General features: G+C 64.0%; 25 protein-coding genes and 1 tRNA gene. 16 read left to right on the top strand and 10 right to left on the bottom strand.

The window, feature by feature from the left end; translation table 11 throughout:
• From ribD to CK218_RS19160, 6 genes are all read left to right on the top strand, one after another.
• Entirely contained in the window at positions 1 to 1,128 is a 1,128-nt protein-coding gene (ribD, locus tag CK218_RS19185) for a bifunctional diaminohydroxyphosphoribosylaminopyrimidine deaminase/5-amino-6-(5-phosphoribosylamino)uracil reductase RibD (protein WP_179294536.1), read from the top strand.
• A gap of 61 nt (positions 1,129 to 1,189) precedes the next feature.
• A complete protein-coding gene (locus CK218_RS19180; protein ID WP_095828546.1) occupies positions 1,190 to 1,807 on the top strand; it encodes a riboflavin synthase in 618 nt (205 codons plus the stop codon).
• 283 nt (positions 1,808 to 2,090) lie between these two features.
• Positions 2,091 to 2,585, top strand: a complete 495-nt coding sequence (gene ribH, locus CK218_RS19175; RefSeq protein ID WP_067000738.1) for a 6,7-dimethyl-8-ribityllumazine synthase — start codon at positions 2,091 to 2,093, stop codon at positions 2,583 to 2,585.
• Positions 2,582 to 3,076 (top strand): transcription antitermination factor NusB, encoded by a 495-nt coding sequence (gene nusB / locus CK218_RS19170; RefSeq protein ID WP_095783252.1) that lies wholly within the window; start codon positions 2,582 to 2,584, stop codon positions 3,074 to 3,076. Before ribH ends, nusB begins: the two co-directional genes overlap by 4 nt.
• On the top strand, positions 3,073 to 4,293 hold the full coding sequence (locus CK218_RS19165) for an MFS transporter (RefSeq protein ID WP_095828545.1): 1,221 nt from the start codon (positions 3,073 to 3,075) through the stop codon (positions 4,291 to 4,293). Before nusB ends, CK218_RS19165 begins: the two co-directional genes overlap by 4 nt.
• Positions 4,294 to 4,529: 236 nt before the next feature.
• Positions 4,530 to 6,671: a sodium-translocating pyrophosphatase gene (locus CK218_RS19160; protein ID WP_067000747.1), complete on the top strand. Its 2,142-nt coding sequence runs from the start codon at positions 4,530 to 4,532 to the stop codon at positions 6,669 to 6,671.
• A 139-nt stretch (positions 6,672 to 6,810) separates the two neighbouring features.
• Here CK218_RS19160 and CK218_RS19155 read toward each other — a convergent pair whose 3' ends face one another.
• A complete protein-coding gene (locus CK218_RS19155) occupies positions 6,811 to 7,326 on the bottom strand; it encodes an outer membrane protein assembly factor BamE (RefSeq protein WP_067000750.1) in 516 nt (171 codons plus the stop codon).
• 117 nt (positions 7,327 to 7,443) lie between these two features.
• On the opposite strand from CK218_RS19155, the gene CK218_RS19150 reads away from it, so the two are divergent.
• The 7 genes from CK218_RS19150 to CK218_RS19120 all read left to right on the top strand — a co-directional run bounded on the left by CK218_RS19150 (position 7,444) and on the right by CK218_RS19120 (position 12,227).
• The gene (locus CK218_RS19150) at positions 7,444 to 7,986 is read left to right on the top strand and encodes a ubiquinol-cytochrome C chaperone family protein (RefSeq protein ID WP_095783255.1); all 543 of its coding nucleotides are present in this window, start codon (positions 7,444 to 7,446) and stop codon (positions 7,984 to 7,986) included.
• 11 nt (positions 7,987 to 7,997) lie between these two features.
• The gene (locus CK218_RS19145) at positions 7,998 to 8,546 is read left to right on the top strand and encodes a DUF177 domain-containing protein (RefSeq protein ID WP_095828544.1); all 549 of its coding nucleotides are present in this window, start codon (positions 7,998 to 8,000) and stop codon (positions 8,544 to 8,546) included.
• Positions 8,547 to 8,676: 130 nt separating this feature from the next.
• Entirely contained in the window at positions 8,677 to 9,747 is a 1,071-nt protein-coding gene (plsX, locus tag CK218_RS19140) for a phosphate acyltransferase PlsX (RefSeq protein WP_067000757.1), read from the top strand.
• Between the two features lie 9 nt (positions 9,748 to 9,756).
• Positions 9,757 to 10,728, top strand: coding sequence for a beta-ketoacyl-ACP synthase III (locus CK218_RS19135; RefSeq protein WP_095828543.1), 972 nt, complete (start codon positions 9,757 to 9,759; stop codon positions 10,726 to 10,728).
• A 102-nt stretch (positions 10,729 to 10,830) separates the two neighbouring features.
• Positions 10,831 to 11,154: an integration host factor subunit alpha gene (locus tag CK218_RS19130; protein ID WP_067000778.1), complete on the top strand. Its 324-nt coding sequence runs from the start codon at positions 10,831 to 10,833 to the stop codon at positions 11,152 to 11,154.
• A 125-nt stretch (positions 11,155 to 11,279) separates the two neighbouring features.
• Positions 11,280 to 11,819, top strand: coding sequence for a MerR family transcriptional regulator (locus CK218_RS19125; protein ID WP_095828542.1), 540 nt, complete (start codon positions 11,280 to 11,282; stop codon positions 11,817 to 11,819).
• Between the two features lie 105 nt (positions 11,820 to 11,924).
• On the top strand, positions 11,925 to 12,227 hold the full coding sequence (locus CK218_RS19120; protein ID WP_067000784.1) for a DUF883 family protein: 303 nt from the start codon (positions 11,925 to 11,927) through the stop codon (positions 12,225 to 12,227).
• A gap of 104 nt (positions 12,228 to 12,331) precedes the next feature.
• Here the strand turns inward: CK218_RS19120 and CK218_RS19115 are convergent, their stop codons facing one another.
• The 3 genes from CK218_RS19115 to CK218_RS19105 form a co-directional block, all read right to left on the bottom strand.
• Entirely contained in the window at positions 12,332 to 12,592 is a 261-nt protein-coding gene (locus tag CK218_RS19115; protein WP_095828541.1) for a hypothetical protein, read from the bottom strand.
• A gap of 406 nt (positions 12,593 to 12,998) precedes the next feature.
• The gene (locus CK218_RS30230; protein WP_127246941.1) at positions 12,999 to 13,193 is read right to left on the bottom strand and encodes a hypothetical protein; all 195 of its coding nucleotides are present in this window, start codon (positions 13,191 to 13,193) and stop codon (positions 12,999 to 13,001) included.
• Between the two features lie 228 nt (positions 13,194 to 13,421).
• Positions 13,422 to 14,021 carry a hypothetical protein gene (locus CK218_RS19105; protein ID WP_067000792.1) on the bottom strand — a complete coding sequence of 200 codons (600 nt, stop codon included), beginning with the start codon at positions 14,019 to 14,021 and terminating at the stop codon, positions 13,422 to 13,424.
• Between the two features lie 305 nt (positions 14,022 to 14,326).
• Between CK218_RS19105 and CK218_RS19100 the strand changes: the two genes are divergently transcribed.
• Both CK218_RS19100 and CK218_RS19095 read left to right on the top strand, forming a co-directional pair.
• Positions 14,327 to 14,593, top strand: a complete 267-nt coding sequence (locus tag CK218_RS19100; protein WP_067330074.1) for a helix-turn-helix transcriptional regulator — start codon at positions 14,327 to 14,329, stop codon at positions 14,591 to 14,593.
• Between the two features lie 177 nt (positions 14,594 to 14,770).
• The gene (locus CK218_RS19095) at positions 14,771 to 15,229 is read left to right on the top strand and encodes a YbaK/EbsC family protein (protein WP_067001008.1); all 459 of its coding nucleotides are present in this window, start codon (positions 14,771 to 14,773) and stop codon (positions 15,227 to 15,229) included.
• A gap of 45 nt (positions 15,230 to 15,274) precedes the next feature.
• Here the strand turns inward: CK218_RS19095 and CK218_RS19090 are convergent.
• From CK218_RS19090 to CK218_RS19070, 5 genes are all read right to left on the bottom strand, one after another.
• Positions 15,275 to 15,351, bottom strand: a tRNA-Pro gene (locus CK218_RS19090).
• Between the two features lie 54 nt (positions 15,352 to 15,405).
• The gene (locus CK218_RS19085; protein ID WP_095778702.1) at positions 15,406 to 16,653 is read right to left on the bottom strand and encodes an O-antigen ligase family protein; all 1,248 of its coding nucleotides are present in this window, start codon (positions 16,651 to 16,653) and stop codon (positions 15,406 to 15,408) included.
• A 113-nt stretch (positions 16,654 to 16,766) separates the two neighbouring features.
• Positions 16,767 to 18,299 carry an undecaprenyl-phosphate glucose phosphotransferase gene (locus CK218_RS19080; RefSeq protein ID WP_095828540.1) on the bottom strand — a complete coding sequence of 511 codons (1,533 nt, stop codon included), beginning with the start codon at positions 18,297 to 18,299 and terminating at the stop codon, positions 16,767 to 16,769.
• A gap of 139 nt (positions 18,300 to 18,438) precedes the next feature.
• A complete protein-coding gene (locus tag CK218_RS19075; RefSeq protein WP_067000801.1) occupies positions 18,439 to 19,569 on the bottom strand; it encodes a glycosyltransferase in 1,131 nt (376 codons plus the stop codon).
• 8 nt (positions 19,570 to 19,577) lie between these two features.
• On the bottom strand, positions 19,578 to 20,141 hold the full coding sequence (locus CK218_RS19070; RefSeq protein ID WP_067000804.1) for a polysaccharide biosynthesis/export family protein: 564 nt from the start codon (positions 20,139 to 20,141) through the stop codon (positions 19,578 to 19,580).
• A gap of 263 nt (positions 20,142 to 20,404) precedes the next feature.
• On the opposite strand from CK218_RS19070, the gene CK218_RS19065 reads away from it, so the two are divergent.
• Positions 20,405 to 22,609, top strand: coding sequence for an exopolysaccharide transport family protein (locus CK218_RS19065; RefSeq protein WP_095828539.1), 2,205 nt, complete (start codon positions 20,405 to 20,407; stop codon positions 22,607 to 22,609).
• Positions 22,610 to 22,663: 54 nt separating this feature from the next.
• On the opposite strand, the gene CK218_RS19060 is transcribed toward CK218_RS19065, so the two are convergent.
• Entirely contained in the window at positions 22,664 to 23,893 is a 1,230-nt protein-coding gene (locus tag CK218_RS19060; RefSeq protein ID WP_095828538.1) for a GNAT family N-acetyltransferase, read from the bottom strand.
• Positions 23,894 to 23,925 lie beyond the last annotated feature (32 nt).

The raw sequence follows: 23,925 nt of genomic DNA, 5'->3' as shown, positions 1-23,925 counted from the left end.
ATGGCGAAAGCTCAATTGGGCGGGGCCGAGCAAGCAGCCCTTGATCGCCGTTTCATGGCGGCGGCCATCAGGCTGTCGCGCCGCAATGCCGGCCGCACCGCGACCAACCCTTCCGTCGGCACCATCATCGTGCGCGACGACGGCGCCGGCCCGATGATCGTCGGCACCGGCGTCACTGCTGTCGGCGGCCGCCCGCACGCCGAGGCCGAGGCGCTGGCCGAGACCGGCGAACTGGCCCGCGGCGCCACCGCCTATGTGACACTTGAGCCCTGCGCCCATCACGGCCGCACGCCGCCTTGCGCCACCGCGCTGGTCAATGCCGGCATTGCGCGCGTCGTCGGCGCGGCGAACGATCCCGATCCGCGCGTTTCCGGCAAGGGCTACGCCATGCTGCGCGCCGCCGGCATCGAGGTCGTGGAGAAGGTGCTCGCCACAGAGGCCGCCGAGCAGATGGCCGGCTATCTGATTCGATCTTTGAAGAAACGTCCCGAAGTGACTCTGAAGCTTGCGCTTTCGAGCGACGGCAAGATCGGCCGCAAAGGCGCCGGCCAGGTCGCCATCACGGGCGAGATCGCCAGGCGCGAAGTCTATCTTATGCGCGCGGAGGCCGACGCTATCCTGGTCGGCATCGGCACGGCGCTGGAGGACGACCCGGCGCTGACCGTGCGCCTGCCGGGGTTGGAGAACCGCTCCCCGGCTCGCATCATCCTCGATCGCCAGATCCGGCTGCCGGAGTCGTCGAAGCTCGTTTCCGGGGTGGATCGTGTGCCGCTCTATGTCGCGGCATGCGCCGAGGCCGATCCGCAGCGGCGGGCTGCGCTCGAACGCGCAGGCGTGCACTTCATCGGCACCGAAACCTACGAGAGCGAAGTAGCCCTGCCGGAACTGCTCGAGGATATTGCAGCGCTCGGCATGGCGAGCGTGCTGGTCGAAGGCGGCGCCAAGGTGGCCAATGCGTTCCTGACGGAAGACCTCGTTGACCGCATCGTCCTGTTCCAGGGACCGGAGGCGATCGGCGAGGATGGTATCGCCTCGCCGATCGACGCTGCGCATATCCCGCCGGGTTTCCGCAAATTGCGTGAGATGCGCTTCGGCGAGGACAGCTATGCCGAGTGGGTAAGACCATGATCCCAAAAAGTCGGAAATGGTTTTCGGATAAGAGCATGGTCAAACTGGAAGACACGATCTGATGTTTACGGGAATTGTTACGGATGTCGGCACTGTCGCTTCGCTGAAGCCGCTCAGCGAAGGCGTCGGCCTGCGCATCGACACGGCCTATGACCCGGAAACGATCGCGATCGGTGCTTCGATTTCCTGCGGTGGCGTCTGCCTGACTGTGACGGCGCTGCCCGAGAACGGCTCGAACGCGCGCTGGTTCGAGGTCGAAGCCTGGGAAGAGGCGCTCAGGCTGACCACTGCATCCGGTTGGAAATCGGGCACCAGGATCAATCTCGAACGGGCGCTGAAGATCGGCGACGAGCTCGGTGGCCATATCGTCTCCGGCCATGTCGACGGCACGGCGGAAATCGTCGAGCGCAAGGAAGAGGGCGATGCCGTGCGCTTCACGCTGGAGGCGCCGCGCCACCTGGCGAAGTTCATCGCGCCGAAAGGCTCCGTCGCGCTCGACGGCACCTCGCTTACCGTCAACAAGGTCGAAGCTACGCGCTTCGATGTGCTTTTGATCCAGCATTCGCTGAGCGTCACCACCTGGGGCGAGCGCCAGGCTGGCGACCGCGTCAACATCGAGATCGATACCATGGCCCGTTATGCCGCGCGCCTCGCCGAGGCGGCGAAACAGGGGCTTTGAGCGCAGCCGAGGGGTTCCGGCGAGGCGGCGCGGATCGCTGAGGTGCCAGGTCGCGCCGGCGCCTCAGCTTCCCTTCTCGGACTGAAGCTTGAGCGGGTGATGGGCCCTCGAGCATCGATCTCGATCCTCGAGCCTTCGCCTGCTAGCTGAAGAAAGCCCGGAAGATCGCGATGCTTGGGATCCGGACCTGTCGGAAGATGCTGGACCTGTGTCGGGCGGCAATCTTGTGCTTGCGATCAATCCGGCTTCGGCCTAAGTCACCGGCAACCCCCCGGAGACTTTTATGGCAGGCATATCCCAACACGGCAAAGCGTTCATTCGTCCGCAGGCGAAGGCGCATCTGCTTATCGTCGAGGCGCGTTTCCACGACGACCTCGCCGACGCGCTGCTCGAAGGCGCGACCAGCGCGCTGGACGAGGCCGGCGCCACTTATGACGTCGTGACTGTTCCTGGCTCGCTCGAAATTCCGGCCGTCATCACCTTCGCGCTGGACGGTGCCGGCGAGGGCGGCGTACACTATGACGGCTTCGTCGCGCTCGGCACCATCATCCGTGGCGACACCTATCATTTCGACATCGTCGCCAATGAATCGAGCCGTGCGCTGATGGATCTTTCCGTGCAGGAAGCGGTCGCGATCGGCAACGGCATCCTGACCACCGAAAACGATGCGCAGGCCTGGACGCGGGCCAAGCGCACCGAAGGCGACAAGGGCGGCTTTGCCGCCCGCGCGGCGCTGACCATGATCGCGCTCAAAGAGAAATTCGGAGCCCAATCGTGAGCGATCCTGCCCAGACCGGTGCGGCGCGCCACGCCAACAAGCGCGGTGCCGCCCGTCTTGCCGCCGTCCAGGCGCTCTACCAGATGGACGTGGCCGGCAGCGGTGTTTTCGAGATCACCGCCGAATACGAGGCCTTCCGCCTCGGCAAGGAAGTCGACGGCGCGCTTTATCGCGAGGCCGACGCGCAGTGGTTCCGCGCCATCCTGACCGGCGTCGTCGAGAACCAGAAGACCATCGATCCGATCATCCGCCAGGCGCTGACCGACGACTGGCCGCTGTCGCGGCTGGACTCGACGCTGCGCGCCATCCTGCGCGCCGGCGTCTATGAGCTGATGAAGCGCGAGGACGTGCCGGTGGCCGTGATCGTGTCGGAATATGTCGACATCGCCAAGGCTTTCTACGAGGAAGACGAGCCTAAGCTGGTCAATGCCCTGCTCGACCGTGTCTCGCGCCGGGTACGTGGCGAGGGTCGCGGCAAGGACGCAACGTGACCGCCACGGCAGTCGTCGCTGACGCCGGCAGGGAAGCGCGCCGCACGGCAGTGCTCCTCGCGGCCGCGCAGGCGATCGTTGGTTCCGCCGCGCCGATCGCCATTTCGATCGGCGCGCTTGCCGGCCAATATCTGCTCGGCCCCGACAAATCTCTGGCGACGGCGCCGGTTACCGGCTTCAACCTCGGCGTTGCGCTCGGCGCCCTGCCGGCGGCCGCCATCATCCGCCGGCTCGGCCATCGCGGCGGCTTCATGGCCGGCACCATCGTCACTGCCCTCGGCGGGCTGATCGCGACGCTCGCGCTCTTTCAGGCAAGCTTCTGGCTGTTCGCCTTTGGCCTGGGCGTGATCGGTGTCGGCGGCGCCTTCGTGCAGCAGTTCCGCTTCGCCGCCGCCGACAACGCGCCGCCGCAATTCAAGGCGCGCGCCATTTCCTTCGTGCTGGCTGGCGGCATCGTCACCGCCATCCTCGGGCCTCAGATCGTCATCTACACCGGCGACCTTCTGGCGCCGGTGATGTTTGCCGGATCCTTCGCCTCCATCCTGGTGCTGGCCGCCATAGGCGCGATTATCCTTTCCTTCCTGCATACGTCCAGGCGGACGAGCAGCGCCGCCGAAGCCGCCGCAAGCGACGCACGTCCGCTGGTCGAGATCGCCACCCAACCGCGTTTCGTCGCGGCGCTGTTCTGTGCCGTAGGCAGCTATGCGCTGATGAGCTTCGTCATGACCGGCGCGCCGCTCGCCATGGTCGGCTGCGGTCTTTCGACCGACGATGCCACGCTTGGCATCTCCTGGCACGTTATGGCGATGTTCGGGCCGAGCTTCTTCACCGGTTCGCTGATCCACCGCTTCGGCGCCGAGCGCATCGTCGCTATTGGGTTGGTGCTGCTCATCGCCTGCGCAGTGGTGGCGCTCTCAGGCCTTGCGCTATGGCAGTTCTGGACCGCGCTGATCCTGCTCGGCCTCGGCTGGAATTTCGGTTTCATCGGCGCGACCGCCATGGTCGCCGCGAGCTACCATCCATCCGAAAAAGGCAAGGTGCAGGGCTTCCACGACTTCGTCCTGTTCGGTTCCGTCGCCTTCGCCTCGCTGATGTCGGGTGCGGTCTACAATGCCTGGGGCTGGACCATGCTGAACTGGATCGTGTTCCCGGTCGTTGTGCTCTGCTTCCTGGCGCTCGGCACCCTGAAGCTGCCGGGCTTGCGCCGCGCCAACTGACATTGCGCCGTTTGCCGGCGCGCAATCGATCTAAATGCACGGCGGCCCCCTGCCGGTGAGTCGCGGCGTTCGTCTTTCCGGCGAAAGCCGGGCAAAAACCGAACAATATCTTGACGTTCCCAGCCCTGTTTCGCATACACCTTAGCCAAGGGGTGGATTCCGCGTGCGGCGTTCATCTCCGTCCCAACGGCCCAGGGAGGGGTTCTTCTGGGCCATCAATCGAGGAAAATTCGGCAATGACCATCATTACCGCCGTCATCGCCTGCGGCTTGCTGTCAGTCCTGTACGCCATCTGGGCGACACGATCGGTCCTGGCGTCCGATCAGGGCAACCAGCGCATGCAGGAAATCTCCGCCGCCATTCGCGAAGGTGCTCAAGCCTATCTGGCGCGCCAGTACACCACCATCGCCGTCGTCGGCATCGTCGTGCTTCTTCTCGCCTGGTGGCTGCTCTCCATCACGTCCGCGATCGGCTTCCTGATCGGCGCGGTGCTTTCGGGCGCTGCCGGCTTCATCGGCATGCATGTCTCGGTGCGCGCCAATGTCCGCACCGCGCAGGCTGCTTCCAACAGCCTCGCCGCCGGCCTCGACATCGCCTTCAAGTCGGGCGCGATTACCGGCCTGCTGGTGGCGGGCCTGGCGCTGCTCGGCGTCTCCATCTATTACCTCATCCTGACCGGCCCGATGGGCCTGCAGCCAAACGACCGCGTCGTCATCGACGCGCTGGTCTCGCTCGGCTTCGGCGCCTCGCTGATCTCGATCTTCGCCCGTCTCGGCGGCGGCATCTTCACCAAGGGCGCCGACGTCGGCGGCGACCTCGTCGGCAAGGTGGAAGCCGGCATTCCGGAAGACGATCCGCGCAACCCGGCCACCATCGCCGACAATGTCGGCGACAATGTCGGCGACTGCGCCGGCATGGCCGCCGACCTGTTCGAGACCTATGCGGTGACGGTCGTCGCCACCATGGTTCTGGCTGCAATCTTCTTCGGCGGCACGGCAGTGCTGGGCGCCGCCATGCTCTATCCGCTCGCCATTTGCGGCGCCTGCATCCTGACGTCGATCGTCGGCACCTTCTTCGTCAAGCTAGGTTCCAACGGCTCGATCATGGGCGCCCTCTACAAGGGCCTGATCGTCACCGGCCTGCTGTCGATCGTCGGCCTGGCCGTCGCCACTTCGGCGACGCTCGGTTGGGGTGAGGTCGGCACCGTCGCCGGCATCGTCATCACCGGCAAGAACCTGTTCATCTGCGGCCTGATCGGTCTTCTGGTGACCGGCCTCATCGTGGTGATCACCGAATACTACACCGGCACCAACAAGCGCCCGGTGAATTCGATCGCCCAGGCCTCGGTGACCGGCCACGGCACCAACGTCATCCAGGGCCTCGCGGTCTCGTTGGAATCGACGGCGCTGCCGGCCATCGTCATCGTCGGCGGCATCATCGCCACCTACCAGCTTGGCGGCCTGTTCGGAACGGCAATCGCCGTCACCACCATGCTCGGGCTCGCCGGCATGATCGTGGCGCTCGACGCCTTCGGCCCGGTCACCGACAATGCCGGCGGCATCGCCGAAATGTCGGGCCTGCCCAAGGAAGTGCGCCACTCCACCGACGCGCTCGACGCGGTCGGCAACACCACCAAGGCCGTGACCAAGGGCTATGCCATCGGCTCCGCCGGCCTCGGCGCGCTGGTATTGTTCGCGGCCTATTCGAACGACCTCAGGTTCTTTGCCGCCAATGGCGACAAGTACCCGTACTTCCAGGGCATGGGCGAGATCTCCTTCGACCTTTCCAACCCGTATGTCGTTGCCGGCCTGATCTTCGGCGGCCTCATTCCGTATCTGTTCGGCGGCATCGCCATGACCGCCGTCGGCCGCGCGGCGGGCTCGATCGTCGAGGAAGTGCGCAAGCAGTTCCGCGAGGACAAGGGCATCATGGCCGGGACCTCGAAACCGAACTACGCGCGCGCCGTCGACCTGCTGACCCGGGCAGCGATCCGGGAAATGATCATCCCGTCGCTGCTGCCGGTGCTGGCGCCGCTCGTCGTCTATTTCGGCGTGCTCCTGATCTCGGGCTCGAAGGCCTCGGCCTTCGCGGCCCTTGGCGCCTCGCTGCTCGGCGTCATCGTCAACGGCCTCTTCGTCGCCGTCTCGATGACCTCCGGCGGCGGCGCCTGGGACAACGCCAAGAAGTCGTTCGAGGACGGCTTTACCGACAAGAATGGCGTCAAGCACCTGAAGGGCTCCGAGGCGCATAAGGCCTCGGTCACCGGCGATACCGTCGGCGATCCCTACAAGGACACCGCCGGCCCGGCGGTCAATCCGGCGATCAAGATCACCAATATCGTGGCGCTGCTGCTCCTGGCCGTGCTCGCGCACGGCTGAGCCACATTCTTTCTGCACCAAGTGACCCGCGGGAGCGATCCCGCGGGTTTTGTTTACGGCCAAGCCGTTTCGGCGAAACAAAAAACCCGCCGAAGCGGATTCGGCGGGTCTTGGTCCGTGGACGTCGCTGACAGCGAACTCAGGGCGTGCCGCCGCCCGGGATGCCGGGCGCCAGCTTGCTGGCGCCGTTGATGATCTGGCTGAGGAAGTTCTGGTCCTTGCCGCCCGTCGGCGTCGTCCTCGAGATGAAGTCGAAGACCTTGCCGTCCTTCAGGCCGTAATTGGCGATCTGGGTGACGCGGCCGTCGGCGCCGAAATAGACCGCCAGCACGTGCTGGTCGACGATGCGCGGGTTGTCGAAGGCGACGTAGCGCTTGCGCGTCTGCGAGATGTAATAGAACGCCTCGTTGTCGAAGGTCGCCGTCGTCGACGGCGTGCCCAGCGCAAGAAGAACCTGCTCGCGACTCGATCCGACCGGCACCGAGTCGATCGCCGCCTGGTCGATGACGTAGCCTTTCGTCAGCGTCTCGCTCGGACGCAGATCACCGAACATCTTGGACGAATTGCAGGCGGAAAGCGCGGATACCGCCACCAGCAGAGTGGCCACGCCCGCCCGCACAGGCATGAAAAACGACTTGAATTTCAGCGCACCCAACAACAATTCTCCATCACATCCCCGCAGCTTGCGCTGGGCCGCAAAACCGGTAAACCAGCTTGCATGCCGATGCAACAAGGCCAAATCAAACAAAAGGTCCCCGGGAGACCACCCTCAATGTTCCAGCGCCTTTTTGGTCGCGAACGTCACGCCAACCGCGCCATCACCGAGGCGCTCTACGCACAAATCGTGGCGGCGGCGCGGCAAACGGTGTTTTATTCCGACTGGAATGTGCCGGATACGCCGCTCGGCCGCTTCGAGATGCTGTCACTCCATATGTACCTAATCCAGCACCGGCTGCGCGGCGAGGGCGGAGCCGCGGCCGAGATCGCTCAGGTGCTGATCGACGAGTTCTTCCTCGATGTCGACCATTCGCTGAGGGAACTCGGCATCAGCGATGTCGGCGTGCCGAAGCGCATGAAGAAGCTGGCAAAAATGTTCTATGGCCGCACTGCGGCCTACGACGAAGCCTTGCGGGACGACGACGGCGCGGCGCTTGCCGCGGCGCTCGCCCGCAATGTCAGGCCCGATGCCGGCGAATGGCCTGAGGCGTCGCTGCTGGCGAATTATGTTGGCGCGGCGACCGGGCAGCTTGCCGCTCAGCCGACCGAATCGATCATGGCCGGCGTCGTCGCTTTCCCGGCCGCCGGAGCCGCCTGAAGGAGGCGAGAATGAAGCACGCCGAACCGCAGAGCCCCGTATCCTTTGTCGCCAATGTCGCCCGCCTGCCGCAAAAGGGTTTGCCGGTTGCAATCGAGGCCGACGAAAGGCAGCGCGCTGCGCTTGCCGCCGAACATGACCTGCTTTCCGTCGAGAGCTATCGCGCCGAGCTCTTGGTGGCGTCCTGGAAACGCAACGGCGTCAAGGTCAGCGGCCGCATCGAGGCCGACATCACCCAGGCCTGCATCGTCACACTCGATCCGGTCGCGGCTCACATCGACGAGCCCGTCGAGGCGCTGTTCTTGCCGGAGCAGTCGAAACTCGGACGCGAAGGCTTCGACGGCGGCGGCGAGATCGTCCTCGACGCTGACGGGCCCGACAGCCCGGAAACTTTTTCCGGCGACACCATCGATGTCGGGGCGCTCGCCGAGCAGTTTTTCGGCCTGGCGATCGACCCTTATCCGCGCAAACCCGGCGCCTCGCTCGAGGGCGCGGGTGATGATCAGCCCGAGGAAAGCGAATTCCAGAAAAAGCTGCGTTCGCTGCTCGGAAAATCCTGAAGGCGGCCTGGATTTTGGAAAAGTTGGTTGTGCGGCAGCCCAAAACCGCTATTTTCGCCGAACCTTCGCGAGCCCCCTTACCTCGGCAGGCGCCCGCCGCTAGCCAGGCAAACCGTGAGAAAAACACCGCGTGATCAGGATTTCCATCGATGCCATGGGCGGGGATCACGGACCAGGCGTCGTCATCCCCGCGCTGATGACGGTCGCCATCCGCCGCCCTGACATCCGTTTCGTCATCTATGGCCGCGAGGACGCTGTGCGTCCCGAACTGGCCAAGTTTCCCAAGCTCGCCGAGGTGAGCGAGTTCGTCCATTGCGAGATCGCTGTCAGGATGGACGACAAGCCGAGCCAGGCGCTGCGCCACGGCCGCTGGAAATCGTCGATGTGGAAAGCGGTCGAGGCGGTGAAGAACGGCGCCGCGCAGGCCTGCATCTCGGCCGGCAACACCGGCGCGTTGATGGCGATGTCGAAATTCTGCCTGCGCACCATGGCCACCATCGACCGCCCGGCGATCGCGGCGCTTTGGCCGACGACGCGCGGCGAGAGCGTGGTGCTCGATGTCGGCGCCACCATCGGTGCGGATGCGCATCAGCTCGTCGATTTCGCCATCTTGGGCACCGGAATGGCGCGCTCGGTGTTCGGTATCGAGCGGCCGAGCGTCGGCCTGCTCAATGTCGGCGTCGAGGAGATCAAGGGCCAGGAGGAGGTCAAGGAGGCCGGGCGCATGCTGCGCGAGGCCAACATGGCCTCGATGAACTATCGCGGCTTCGTCGAGGGCGACGACATCGGCAAGGGCACGGTCGACGTGGTCGTCACCGAGGGCTTTGCCGGCAACATCGCGCTCAAGACCGCCGAGGGCACCGCAAGGCAGATCGCGGGCTATTTGCGGGCCGCCATGAGCCGCACGCTGATGGCCAGGATCGGCTACGTCTTTGCCAAAGGTGCCTTCGACCGGCTGCGCGAAAAGATGGATGTCGGCCGCTCCAATGGCGGCGTCTTTCTGGGCCTGAACGGCATTGTGGTGAAGAGCCATGGCGGTGCCGATTCGGATGGCTTTGCCGCGGCGATCGAGCTCGGCTACGACATGGTGCGCAACAATCTGCTTGACCGGATCGAGGCCGATCTCGATCTGTTCCATGCGCGCAATCCGACTGCCCAGGCAAACAGGAAATCCGGCGTCGCCGTCGAGGCCGAGGAATAGGAACGAACCTTGATCAGATCAGTTGTGCGCGGCAACGGTGCCGCGCTGCCCCGCCGCATCATGAAGAATGCCGATTTCGAAGGCATGGTCGAGACCTCCGACGAGTGGATCGTCCAGCGCACCGGCATTCGCCAGCGCCACGTCGCGGCCGATGACGAGACGACGGCCTCGCTGGGCGAGGCGGCGGCGCGCGCCGCGCTCGACAGCGCCGGCCTGACGCCAGCCGATATCGACCTGATCGTGCTGGCGACCTCGACGCCTAATAACACGTTCCCGGCGACGGCTGTCGAAATCCAGAACCGCCTCGGCATGCATCACGGCTTTGCCTTCGACATGCAGGCCGTGTGTTCCGGCTTCGTCTATGCGGTCGCCACCGCCGATCTCTATATCCGCGGCGGGCTGGCAAAACGCGTTCTGGTGATCGGCTCCGAAACCTTCTCGCGCATCCTAGACTGGAGCGACCGCTCGACCTGCGTGCTGTTTGGCGATGGCGCCGGCGCCGTGATGCTCGAAGCGGCGACAGGGGCTGGCAACATCGCCGATCGCGGCGTGCTGGCCGCCAGCCTGCGCTCGGATGGCGTCCACAAGGAAAAACTCTTCGTCGACGGCGGCCCGTCCACCACGGGAACGGTCGGCCATCTCAGGATGGAAGGCCGCGAGGTGTTCAAGCACGCGGTCGGCATGATCACCGACGTGATCGAGGCCACTTTCGCCGAGGCCGGCATCACGGCGGAAGACCTCGACTGGTTCGTGCCGCATCAGGCCAATAAACGGATCATTGACGCTTCCGCCAAGAAGCTCGGGATAGCCGAAGAGAAAGTCGTGGTCACCGTCGATTTGCACGGCAATACCTCGGCTGCCTCCGTGCCGCTCGCCTTGTCGGTGGCCGTCGCCGACGGCCGCATCAAGAAGGGCGACCTTGTTCTGCTCGAGGCGATGGGCGGGGGTTTTACCTGGGGCGCGGTGTTGCTGCGCTGGTAAGTGCCGAACGCGGGGGTTCGGTCCTTGACCTTGCCGGATCAATTACTTACGCTCTGCCGCTGCCTGTATCGATTTATGTTTTTGAGCTGATGGGACGGTCGCATGGGGGGAAAGACACTGACGCGTGCCGACCTAGCCGAAGCCGTTTACCGCAAGGTTGGTTTGTCGCGAACTGAATCGGCCGAGCTGGTCGAGGCCGTCCTGGATGAGATTTGCGAAGCCATCGTTCGCGGCGAGACGGTGAAGCTGTCTTCCTTCGCGACTTTCCATGTCCGCTCCAAGAATGAGCGCATCGGCCGCAATCCCAAAACCGGCGAAGAAGTGCCGATCCTGCCGCGCCGCGTGATGACCTTCAAATCCTCGAACGTGCTGAAGAACCGCATCTTGCGTTCGCACCAGAACAGCAAGGCCAAGGGCGTCAAGTAACCCTCGAATGCCGGTTGAAAACCGCGGCCCCTTTGACGCCGGGCTTGAATATCGCTTCATAAACCGCTGAAATAAGGTGCGATTCGGATCAACTCCGGATTGCGGTCCAGCGTGAGGATTCGCCCATGGACAAGAGCCCCGATGCTTTCCGTACCATCAGCGAGGTTGCGGATGATCTCGACCTGCCGCAGCACGTGCTGCGTTTCTGGGAAACCCGTTTCAACCAGATCAAGCCGATGAAGCGTGGTGGCGGCCGCCGTTACTACCGGCCGCAGGATGTCGAACTGATCAAGGGCATCCGGCACATGCTTTATGATCAGGGCTATACGATCAAAGGCGTGCAGAAGCTGTTGCGCGAGAACGGCAACCATTTCCTGGTCGCGATCGGCAATGGCGACATGGCAGCCGTCGAGGCGATCGCGCAGCGCCGCCAGGCCGAGCAGGTGCCGCTGACCGCGGCTGCCCAGCCGCGCGGCGACGAGGATGCGCTGGTCGGTCAGCCCAAGGTGAAGCCCAGCCGCCGTTTCTTCGGCCTTGGCAAGGGAGACGACGAAGGTCCCGTGCAGCCGGACTCCTCGAAATTGTCGCGCGACAACCGGGCCTTGCTGCAGGAGGCGCTCTTCGACCTTCTGGAGTGCAAGCGCCTGCTCGACCAGGTGCGTTGAGCTTCGGTTGCCGCTCCCGCGGCTTGGACGGCCGGCGTCCCTGACAGCCGGAACTGCTGTCGCATCCATGCGTTAGCCCTTCTCTGCAAGAGAAGGACATCAGGCATGGCGTGGTTTTCGACCCTTTCCGATCTCGATCTGGACAGGCAGGTCGCGGCGCTCTCGCGTCAACTTGACGATGTCAGGAAAGCCTTGGCAAAACGCGGCGACACCTATTACGAGGACGGCCGCGAGGCGGCGTCCGTTTATTATTCGCAGCTCGCCGACCGCTTTCACGAGGCGCTGCCGGCAATCAGGCGCCGGAGCAGGGCGCTCGAGCACACCGCGCGCGAGCATCCCGCTACCGTGGCCGCCGTCGGACTGGTCGTGGTCGGCCTGCTTGCCGGCCTTCTGATCAGCCGGCGCTGACTCCGGGCTGCGAAACAGAAATGGCGACCGTTCGTGCCGGCCGCCTTCCGTCAGCACGAGAGCCCAACCGAATGAAATCGGGATGGAGTGGGCTCCGGCTTCGATCAGTTCGCGAGCTTGATCCGGCTCTTGGGATCGACCTTCATGACTTGGCTGCACTTGCCGTAGACGGTGCCGTTCTTATCGGTGGCGTCGGTGTAGGTGCCCTTACAGTCGAGCTGCAGCACCAGACAGGAGCCGGAGCCTTTGCAGACCGCGCCGCCGTCGCCGGTCGGATGCGTGCCGGCAAAGGCCGGCGCGGAAACCGAGCCGAAAGCCGAGACGACGAAGGCGGCGGCGAGCGAGATACGCTTGAAGTTGTTCATTTGAGCATTTCCTTCCATTGGTTGCTGGGAGCGCTTTCTGGCGTCCCGGTCGGGTTGAGGAACGCCTTCGTGGCGTCCATGACCGCTTGGTGCGGCCTCCAATGGAAAGGTTCATGGCCCGCGCGATTTTTGTCGCCTGGCGAGCATTGCTGTGAAGGTGTCAGGGTTCAGGGATTACCGTAGTTGCCGGATCTGCCAGCAGCGCTAAGCGCTCGTTGGGCAGTGGCGACTTGATGCGGCAAGAGGTCGGGACCGCTTGAAAAGCGATCGAACCCGGCTGCGCGCTCATCAGGAGACAGCGGGTGCTCAAAGGAGAGGCTTGTCCCACGAAGCGAAAAATTCCGATGGGAAGACTTGCGCGACCAATACAATGAAGGCCTGTCTTCCCATCGGCAGGTGGGAAGGATCAGGCCTTCTTCTCAACCACCTTCTTATGGTGGTGATGGTGGTGGTGATGATGATGATGATGGTGCCGGCGATGATGCTTGTGATGGTGGTGCTTTACCACCGGGGCCGCATCGGCGCTGGTCGTGCCGAGGATCGGCATGGTGAATGCCAGGGCCAGAGCCAGCCCGAGCGCGGAGAGGAGGGACTTCTTCATGATTTCGTTTCCTTTTACGCGGGCGTTCCGGAGTTCACCGGACCAAATCGGTGACCCAAGCCCCGCGATCGGCACTATCCTCCTGGATTTTTTCGACACTTTTTCCGGACTGTAGATTTTTGTTTCTGGATTGTTTCTGGCGAACCACGATCGCGCCGCGCGCTCTTGCGGGCGCGCATGGACGGCTCGACATCATGCTTTTCGAGCCTGATGCGTCAGCTGCGCGCCTCACATCGGCGGAGCCACGCCATGATTGCCGACCACCACCCGGCGCGAAACGAGCTTGCCGCCGCTGCCGCGCTCGGCGCTGACGAACACGGTCATGCCTGGCTTGAGATCCGCAGGCGCAGCGGGCGCGAATTTCACGATCGGCGTCGATTGCGGGATGGCGATCTCTTTCTTCTGGCCATTGCTGTAGGTCAGCGTCACGGTCCTGCCGTTGACCTCGGTCACGTCGGCGACAGTGCCGTTGGTCATTCGGCTGTTGGGCTGCAAATCCCAATCGCGGTCGCCTTCTCCGGTTCCCTTTAACGCCGCCGGGAAGATCACTACTTCCAGCGCGCCGCTGCCGCCGTCGGCCTTGGACACCGATGCGATGCCGAGGAAATCGCCCTGTTTGATATCGGCGGCCGACGCCTTGGCGACACCGGAGATCATCCAGTCGGGGGAAAGGGTGATCGTTTCGGTCTTGCCGTCGCGGGCTTTCACCGTCAGCGTCGTACCGGCGAGGTCGACCACCGTGCCGCGCAAGCGCACGGTGTCCGCCTGAGCGGCGCCCGCAAAGCCTGAAATCATGCCGAGTACGATAGCGAATAGCTTCAGTTTCATGGAATCCGATCCTCTTCAAAGGGGCTGGCGTCGCCCGCCTTCCGGCAAGCGACGGAGAGCTAACGAATCGGAGTGGGCAAAATGCCGGCGGGTGCGGCCTTCGGCGCTTCAAAAGATCTTGATTGGGCCTCGCGCCACCTTACATGTCGGTGGCCTGCGGCCTCGGCTCCCAGCCGATGAAGCACGGTCACGATGGCGTGACGGCCAAAACGGCCTCTTGGCAAATCATCCGTTAACGGCCATTCTCCCGCCCGTCTCAGGCAACGCCACATTTCATCTGTGTTGTTTCATCCCAAGGAGTTGCCATGCCCAACACCGCAAGAAACGCTGTTTCCAACAACATTATTGCCGCGTCCGGCCTCAATCCGCTGAAAGCCGTCCGCGAAACGAGGGGATATACGATTGAGGAGCTTTCCTTGACCTGCGGCCTGGCCGTGGGCGAGATCGTCGACATCGAGGACGGCAAAGACGCCGACCCCGCCAAGCTCAGGCGTATCGCTTCCGCGCTGCAGGTGCCGGAAGAGGAATTGATCATGATGCCGACCGAAGAGAATCGGCCCACACAGCAATAGAGACGCTGAAGCGTCCGCGAAAAAAGCCCGCCATGGCCCGCCCTGGCGGGCTTTTTTGCGTCTTCCACAGATGATCCCCTGGCCCTTGCCAACTGCCGGCGCGCCATGCGGCAATCCCGGCCGCTGCCACGATTCGGCGGCATCGACTGGCCAACATGCCTGATTGAGGTTTCGCTCATGAGCTTGGAATCGGTCCGCGCCTTCTTTGCCGAACATGCACCCGACATCGAGGTGCTGGTCACCGAAGCGAGCTCGGCGACCGTGGCACTGGCGGCCGACGCCCATGGCGTGCTGCCGGCGCAGATCGCCAAGACCATCTGCCTGCGCGTCGGCGACGAGACCATGCTGGTCGTGACCAGCGGCACTGCCAGGCTCGACAACCGCAAATGCAAGGACACGCTCGGCGGCAAGCCGCGCATGCTCGACGGCGAACAGGTGCTTGCCGCGACCAGCCACCCGCCGGGCGGCGTCTGTCCCTTCGGTCTGCCGGCGCCGCTGCCGGTCTTTTGCGATGTGACGCTCAAAGCCTTCGACGAGGTCGTCCCCGCCGCCGGCGCGACGAATGCCGCCGTGCGGATTGCGCCGCAGCGGATGGCCGAACTTGTAGACGCCAAATGGGTCGACGTGTGCCAGTAGGAGATTGGAGGGGACTTCTGGGGGGCAAGTCTCAGGCTTGAAAAATGGTCGGAGTGGCCGGATTCGAACCGACGACCCCTTGACCCCCAGTCAAGTGCGCTACCGGGCTGCGCTACACTCCGGACCGGGTGGCGATGTATCGTGATAACCCCGTGCGGGTCAACCGAATTCGGCGGCTAATTCGCCGATGACAGTGCCGCAGCAGGGACGGCGCGCGCCAACCGCAATTCCTTCTGGTGCCGGTATTCCAGCGCGCTCGCGCCCCAGATCAGCCCGAGCAGCAGATAGAGATGGCGCCAGTGATCGATGTCGATGAAGGTGCCGAGCCCGATATTGCCGAGATAGGCGACATAGGCGCAAAGCAGATAGGGCTGCCAGGGACGAGCGCGAAGGAGGATGCGGAAGCCGGCGCAGATCGTCCACAGGGTTAGCGTCAGGAACGAGACGAAGCCCAGCCAGCCATAGTCCATCAGCGCCTTCAGCCAGATGTCGTGCGTGTCCTCGCCGTAGATCGTGCCGAAGACCAGCGGGCCGATGCCGAACGGGTGTTCCAGTGCCAGCTGGAAGCCGATCGTATAGCGTGCGAAGCGGCCGAGCCGCGCGGTATCGTAGCTTTGCTCGAGATGCGCGCGTTGGGTGAACATGTCCGACACGCCGGGCAGCTGCAGGATGACGAGGATGGCGATGATCAGCAGCGCGAGCGCGGCGATCGTCATCACCACGACCCGCAAGCGGAACATGCCGCTGGCGCTCTGCAGGAAGAGGCATGCGGTGAGCAGCACCGCCGAAACCGCGAACATGCCCCAGGCGCCGCGCGAGAAGGAGAAGAAGATGCCGGCGGTGATGATCAATAGCGGCACCGCCAGAAGCGGCATGCGCGATGCCGGGCCGGTCAAGAGCAGATAGAGCAGGTAGGTGCCGGGCAGCACCAGGAACGGACCGAACACGTTCGGGTCCTGAAAGGCGCCGGCGGCGCGGTCGTATTTGGTGAACATCTCCGCGCCCGGAAAGGTATGGAAGTAGCCGGCGATGCCGAGCAGCGAGGTCGCCACAGCCGAGACCACATAGGCGATGAAGATCAGCCGGTAGAGGTCAGGCTGGACCGATGTCACCGAGGCGAAGAAGACCGCGCTGAAGGCGAGAAACAGCGAGACCGCCAGATAGAGCGGTGTGTTGGCAAGTTCCGCCATCTGCGTCATTGCGATCATGCCGCCGATGTTCATCGCCACCAACAGCACGAGCAGCGGCAATATCGCTCGCGATATTCTGAGGCGAAACAGCGCCCAGACGGCGATCAGCCCGGCCATGTAGAGTTCGTAAGGCGCCGGCTCGCTGATGACGAAGCCGGAAAGCAGGATGCCGACGACGATAGCGGCCGACGAGATCAGCGCGATCAGCTTGGCGTTGACCGCCTGCGGCGACAACTGGTTGACCGCCTGCGGCGACAACTGCTTGACCGCCTGCGGCGGCAACTGGTTGACCGCTTGAGGCGGCAACTGGTTGACCGCGTCCGCTGGCAACTCCTGCGCGAGCGCGCTCAATAGGCGTTTTCCGTATTGAGCAGGCGCACGGGTGTCAGGAACAGGATGCGCAGGTCGAACAGCATCGACCAGTTCTCGATGTAGTAGAGATCGTATTCAGTGCGCATGCGGATCTTTTCATTGGTGTCCATCTCGCCGCGCCAGCCGTTGATCTGCGCCCAGCCGGTGACACCCGGCTTGACCTTGTGGCGGGCGAAATAGCCGTCGACCACCTCGTTATAGAGCAGGTTGTGCGACTGGGCGGCGATGGCATGCGGGCGCGGCCCGACCAGAGACAGCGAGCCGAACAGCGAGTTGAAGAACTGCGGCAGCTCGTCGATCGAGGTCTTGCGGATGAAGCGGCCGACGCGGGTGACGCGCGGGTCGTTCTTGGTCACCGTCTGCTTGGCGGTCGGGTCGGACCTGTCGGTATACATCGACCTGAACTTGTAGACCTCGATGACCTCGTTGTTGAAGCCGTGGCGTTTCTGCTTGAACAGCACCGGCCCCTTGCTGTCGAGCTTGATGGCGATCGCGGTGGCGAGCATCACCGGCGAGAATACGATGATGCCGATAAGCGAGAAGATGATGTCGAAGCTGCGCTTGGCGACCGAGTCCCAGTCGTTGATCGGCTTGTCGAAAATGTCGAGCATCGGCACCGAGCCGATGTAGGAATAGGCGCGCGGGCGGAACTGCAGCGCGTTGGAATGCGCCGAGAGCCGGATGTCGACCGGCAGAACCCAGAGCTTCTTCAAAAGCTGCAGCACGCGCGATTCCGCCGTCAGCGGCAGCGACACGATCAGCATGTCGATGCGGGCGATGCGGGCAAACTCGATCAGCTCGGAAATGGTGCCGAGCTTCGGGTAGCCGGCGACGATCGGCGGCGAGCGCTTGTCGCCGCGATCGTCGAAGATGCCGCAGATGCGAATGTCGTTGTACGGCTGCTTCTCGACCGAGCGGATCAGCATTTCGGCCGACTTGCCGCCGCCGACGATGAGCGCGCGGCGCTCCATGCGCCCGTCGCGCGCCCAGCGCCTGATCAGCCTGGACATCACCAGTCTGAGCCCGAAGATCAGCACGAAGCCGACCACGAACCAGCTGCCGAACAGGAGGCGCGAATAGTCCTCCGAGGCCTTCATGGCGAAGGCCGTGAGAGCCATCAGCGCGAAGGTGCCGGCCCAGACGAGGAGCACGCGGCCGAAATTGGCGAGGGGGCGCATCAGCGCCGCGATCTGGTAGCTGTCGCTGACGTCAAGCAGCACCACCGCCAGGAACGAAGCTGCCGCGATCGTCAGCGGATATTGCCAGGCGAGATAGTTGAAGAACCCGACATAGTAGAAATAGAGGCACATGCCTGACACGAAGAGCACGGCGAATTCGACCATGCGCAGCACGCCGCTGACCATGATCGGCGACATCGTATCGCGCCGGTACTGCGAGGCGACCTGTCGCGCCACGTCATTGATGCCGGGCACTTGAGCTTCGGCCGGGCCGTCGAATTTGCGCACCGCCTCCATCGAAAAGCGGTGCGCGGGGTCGATCTCGTTCATGGGGATTGTCCGCGAGCTTCGCGCGAGTGAATAGCAAAAGAGAGCTAAGAAAGCCTTGAAACAACAGGTGGCTTTGAATGCGTATTGTTGCTTGCGACGACTGGTGGCTTTTTCGCGCGTATTGCTGGATTAGTAAATTCTAAAGCTTTAGCGCCGCGAAGTAAGCCTTCTCGATCTCGGCCGCCATCACGTCGGCCCCGAATCGCGCCTTCAACTCGGGGTTCTGCGGCATCAGCTTGCGGTAGGCGCCGCGATCGTCGAGAGCCGTTCTGAGCCTGTCGGCGAGTTGGCGGGCATCGGGCCGGATCAGGGCAGGGGAGTCTTCGCCGAAGATCTCGGGAATGCCGCCCACGGCGGTGGCAATCATCGGCATGCCGGCTGCCAGCGCCTCGAGCACGATATAGGGCATTGCTTCCGCGCGGGACGGGACGACGATCAACTCGGCCAGGGCGAAGGCTTCTCTGGCCGGCATCGGCGGCAGGAAGCGGACATGGCCCTTAAGTCCTAGTCGCTCCACCTGAGCGTGGTAGCGTGGCAGGTCGTCGCCGGCGCCGACCATCACCGCGCTTAACCGGCGGCCGAGCGCCCTGCCGGCCCGCGCCAGCGCGTCGATGAAGATGTCCGGGCCTTTGAGATCGCGCATCATGCCGATGTATATGAGATCGGCCGCATCGGCCGCCGGCGCCACCGGTTCGAACTCGACGGCCCGCAGGCCGTTATAGACCAGCCTGTTGGGGATGGGCGGCTCGCCGACCTTCCGTCGATAGGTTGTCCGCTCATAATCGGAAACGAACAGAAGGCAGTCGCTGAAGCGGGCCATGAAACGCTCCAGCGCGAAGAACAGCCTTCCGGTGGCCGTCGTTTCGTCATAGTGCAGCGAGCCGCCATGCGGCGAATAAAGGCGGGCCACGCGAGACCTTGAAACCCGCAACAGTGAGCCGAACAGACGGGCATAGGCGCCACCCTTGGCGCCATGCCCGTGCAGCACGTCCGGCCGCAATTCCTTGATGATTTGATAGGTGCGCCAGGCCGCGGCGATGTCGCCCGGTCCGATATGCCGCTGCATGGGCGTGCGATGGATGCCGAGCGCCAGGCGCTCCTTCATCGCTCCGAACAGCCGCTCCTCATAGTCGCCGCCCGTGGTTGAATCGCAGACGATGCCCACGGAATGGCCGGCGGCGACCTGCGCCTCGGTCAGGTCGCGCACATGCCGGAAGATTCCCCCGACAGGTGAGCGGAAGCAGTGGACGATCCGGAGGTGAGCCGCCACGTTGATTTTCAGAACAGGCGTTCGCGGACGTAGACGGTGTCGCCGGGCAGGAGCGGATCGGATGTCTGCACCCTGCCCGTCATCACCTTGCCGTTGATATCGCGGGTGATGTCGACGCTTTCCTGGTTGGCGCGCGGCGTGAAGCCTCCGGCGATCGCGATCGCCTTCTGCACCGTCAATCCCGGCACATAGGAATATTGCCCCGCGGCGCCGACTTCGCCCATGACGAAGATCGGCCGGTAGCGGTCGATCTCGACCGAGACGTCGGGATCGCGCAGATATCCCTGGCGCAATTTATCGGCGATTTCCTTTTCGAGCTGCTGGGCGGTGTGGCCGCGCGCCGGCACGGCGCCGACGAGCGGGAAGGAGATGTAGCCGGACTGGTCGACGCTGTAGGTGTTGGTCAGCCCGTCCTGCTCGAACACAGTGACGCGGATGCGGTCGCCGGCGCCGAGTCTGTATGGCTGGTCGAGCACTTCATGAAAGGCGGCGGGCGCCGGCCGGTAGCTGGAACAGCCGGTAAGCAGCGACAAGGCGAGCATGGCGCGAAAGAGATGAGCAGTGCTTTTCATGATCGGACACGAACCTTCGTCGCTCTCGCCACCGGTGAGGCGGCCAACCCCAGGAAGTGCGCCCGTTATCATCCTGTTAGGGTTAATGGTCGGTAAAGGATGGGCCTTCGACTCATCGGCTGCTGGCAAAAAAGCCAATTGTTCTATTGCTTTCGCAGGACGTTCTTTGAGTGCGTTCTAATAAGTACGCATCCTGATCTTAACGGCTGAGTTACCATAGTTGTTTACGGTCCATCCTCGACTCAAAGTTCGGAGCAGGATGCATGTCCGTTCAGTCCGCGGCCGCAGATGTCGATGTCGACCTGAGACAGCTCTTCGCCAGCCTGGCGAGGAATTGGCTGCGCATTGTTCTCGTCACGCTTGTCGTGACCGGGCTGGCGTTAGCCTTCGCCTGGCTGGCGACGCCGCAATATAAGGCAGTGGCCAAGCTGGAGATCGGGTCGCGCGAATCGGTCTTCACTCGGCCGGCCGGCACAACCAGCGACGACAAGCCGGCGACCGATGAGGAGGCTGTAGCCACCGAAGTCCAGATCATATCCTCGCCCGATATCCTCAAGAAGGTTGCCTCGGACCTCAACCTGGAAAAACTGCCGGAATTCGACGAAGCGCTAAAGATGTCGGCGCTCAGTCGCGCGCTTGTGCTTGTCGGCCTGAAGAGCGATCCCTTCGACATCCCGCCGGAAGAGCGCGTGCTCAAGGCAATGCACGATAAGCTCAACGTCTACGGCGTTGAAAAATCCCGCGTAATCGCCGTTGAGTTCTCCTCGAACGATCCAAAGCTCGCCGCCCAGGTCGCGGACGCCATTGCGCAGGCCTACCTTGCCTCAAAGGGCAGTGCAAAGATGGAATCGAACACCGCCGCCACAGGCTTCCTTGGCCCGGAAATCACCGATCTGCAGAACCGGGTGAAGGATGCCGAAGCCAAGGTTGCCGCCTATCGCGCGCAATCCGACCTGTTGATGGGCGGCAACAATTCGGTGCTCGCGACGCAGCAGCTCTCGGAACTGTCGAGCGAGCTTTCACGGGTGCGCGCCAACCGCGCCGCCGCAGAGGCGACCGCCGACAGCGTCCGCAAGGCGCTGCAGAATGGCGGCACGCTCGACAGCGTGCCGGAAGTTCTGTCTTCCGAGCTGATCCAGCGCCTGCTCGAGCGGCAGGTAGAGCTCAGGACCAATATTGCCGATCTGTCGACGACGCTGCTCGACAACCATCCTCGCATCCGGGCGCTGAAGTCGCAGCTTGCCGATCTCAACGGCCAGATCCGCAACGAGGCGCAGAAGATCCTCAAGGGATTGGCGACTCAGGCACAGACCGCCAAGGCTCGCGAGGACCAGCTGGTCCAGGAGGTCAACACGCTGAAAGCCGCTTCGGCCCGCGCCGGCGAGCAGCAGGTGGAGCTCGATGCGCTGCAGCGCGACGCCAATGCCCAGCGCCAGCAGCTCGAATCCTATATGGCAAGCTACCGCGAGGCGGCCTCGCGCGCGGACCGCAACTATCTGCCGGTCGACGCCCGTCTGCTTTCCAAAGCACAGGTGCCGACCGAACCGTATTTCCCGAAGATCGGCCCGATCACTGGTGCCGCCGCCGCCGCGTCGCTGCTCCTGATGGCGATTAGCACGCTTCTGAGGGAATTGTTCTCCGGCCGTGCCATGCGTCCGGCCGCCGGAGCCCGATTCGAGCCGATCGAACAGGTGGCAATGCCGGTGGCGCGCACCGAACCGGCGCTTGCCGATGCCGAGGATGAAGCTAGCGACGATTCGGTCGCTGACGAGCGGATCGGGCAGGGCACCGTCATGGAGGCAGCGCCTGCCGAGCCGGTAGATCCACCAGACCCGGCACAGCCCGAAGCGCGCCGGTCATGGCAGCCGAGACTTGGCGAGATCGATGTCGAGAAGGCGGCGGAAAAGCTGATTGCCTCGGGTGCCGCGCGCGCCATCTTTGTCTCCCCGGAAGGTGACGAGGCCGCCGCCACCGCCGTGCTGGTGGCGCGCGAAGTGTCGGATGCGGGCCTGCGGGTGCTCCTGCTCGATCTCACCGCCTCGGGCGCCGCCTCGCGCCCGATGCTGGACAGCGGACTGCTTCCCGGCATCACCAATCTGCTGGCCTCCGAGGCGCAGTTCAGCGACGTCATCCATCCCGATCTCTATTCGGACGCGCATGTGATTCCGGTCGGTACCGCCGATCCTATCCGCGCCATGCGCGCCGCCGACCGGTTGCCGATCATCATGCAGTCGCTGACCACGGCCTACGACCTCGTCGTCGTCGAATGCGGCCCTGCCGACGCACAAGGCATCGGCCGCCTGGTCGGCGATGGCACGGAAGTCTTCCTGTCGATGCTCGAAGCCGATGACGAGGTCACGCAGGCGGCGGTCAAGCTGATCGAGAACGGCTATCCGGACGTCACGCTGGTCACGCCGGTTGGCCATGAACCGGGAGATCCGTTGCCCGGACGCCGGTCGGCGGCCTGAGCAGATATCGCCCGCGAAGCCCTCGGATTTGAGTCTCGGGCTGACGGACGACGGTCAGGCGTCGTCCTCGGCAACAATAGGGGCGGCCTGTCCGGCAGCCTTCCGGCGCAAGCTTTTGGTCAGTGTCCACACCGTCGGATTGTTCTTGATGAAGGCCTTCGCCCGCGCGCCTTGCCGCAGCCCTGTGGCTAGCACGCGACCTTTCAGCGTCAGCGGCATCAGCACCTCGAAATGCCGGACCTCAATGTCGCACCAGAGCCGCTTGTAGGGCTCGTCGCCGACCGAGAAATCATAGAGGTCGAAGCCTTGCTCGCAGGCTTCCTGGATGTTGTCGAAGAACAGGAAGTCGCCGGGGCTGGTGAAGGCGAGATCATCCTCGGCGATCGCGCCGAACTCGCAGATCAGGCGCTTGCCTGAGCGGCTGGTGCCGGTAACGGCGCGAAGTTTTCCCGCTACCTCCAGCCCGTGCAGCAGGAAGGATGGCTCCTGCTCGGCAAGCGCATCGGCAAACAGCGCCCGGAAGAAGGCGCGCACGCCTTCATCGCCGAACACGTTGGCGATGCCCATCTTGGCGAAGCGCGCCTGCTTCATGTCGAAGAAGGCGTCGAGCAACCTGTCGACCTCCTTGCGGCTTCGCCCCTCGATACGGCGGAAGCTGCCGACGGCCTCGAACTTGCGCGTCTGCGAGCGGTGCTTCTTGCGCTTCCGCTTGCCGCTCGCGCGGCTGAGCAGCGCCTCGAAGCCGCCATCGAGGTCGACGGCCAGCGCAAGGTTGGGACTCGCAAAATTGGGCAACGCGGCGAGCGGGTTGGCGGTGCCGTCGAGATCGGGCAGCAGCCGCTCCAGTGAAACGAGGTCGATGTCGGGCCGTGCCGTGGCGATTGACGAGAGCAGGGAGCGGATCGCAGGACCGTTTACAGCAGGCAAAAGCCGCGGGTCGGTTGCGGGGAAATTGCCGTTGGCATGACGTCCGCCGGTGAAACGAGCGACGCGGAACGGGCCGTTTCGGACCACTTCCAGCGCCAGCGAAAGAGCCGGTCGACCCTCGATGCTTAGCGTGGCGACCGCCATATCGGCTTTGGTCTTGGCCGCCCAGTTGCTCACCCAGGACGCGCTCTGCGCCGGAGCAAACAGCGCCGAAGCGCAGAATTCTGCATAGCCCGCAAGACCGGTGCCGTCGGTCACCGCCGCCGTCAGTCTGCCTCGGCTCGAGGCAGGCGCACGCGCCGGCGCTTCGTTGGCCGCGACCCGATTGCCGTCAAATGACGCGGCGGCGTCAACCATCCCTCAATCCTTAAGACGTATTGGTTGCAACC

The sequence above is a fragment of the Mesorhizobium sp. WSM3879 genome, from assembly GCF_002294915.1.
In the GTDB taxonomy this organism is placed as follows: domain Bacteria; phylum Pseudomonadota; class Alphaproteobacteria; order Rhizobiales; family Rhizobiaceae; genus Mesorhizobium.
This window is presented reverse-complemented; position numbering and strand designations above follow the sequence as displayed.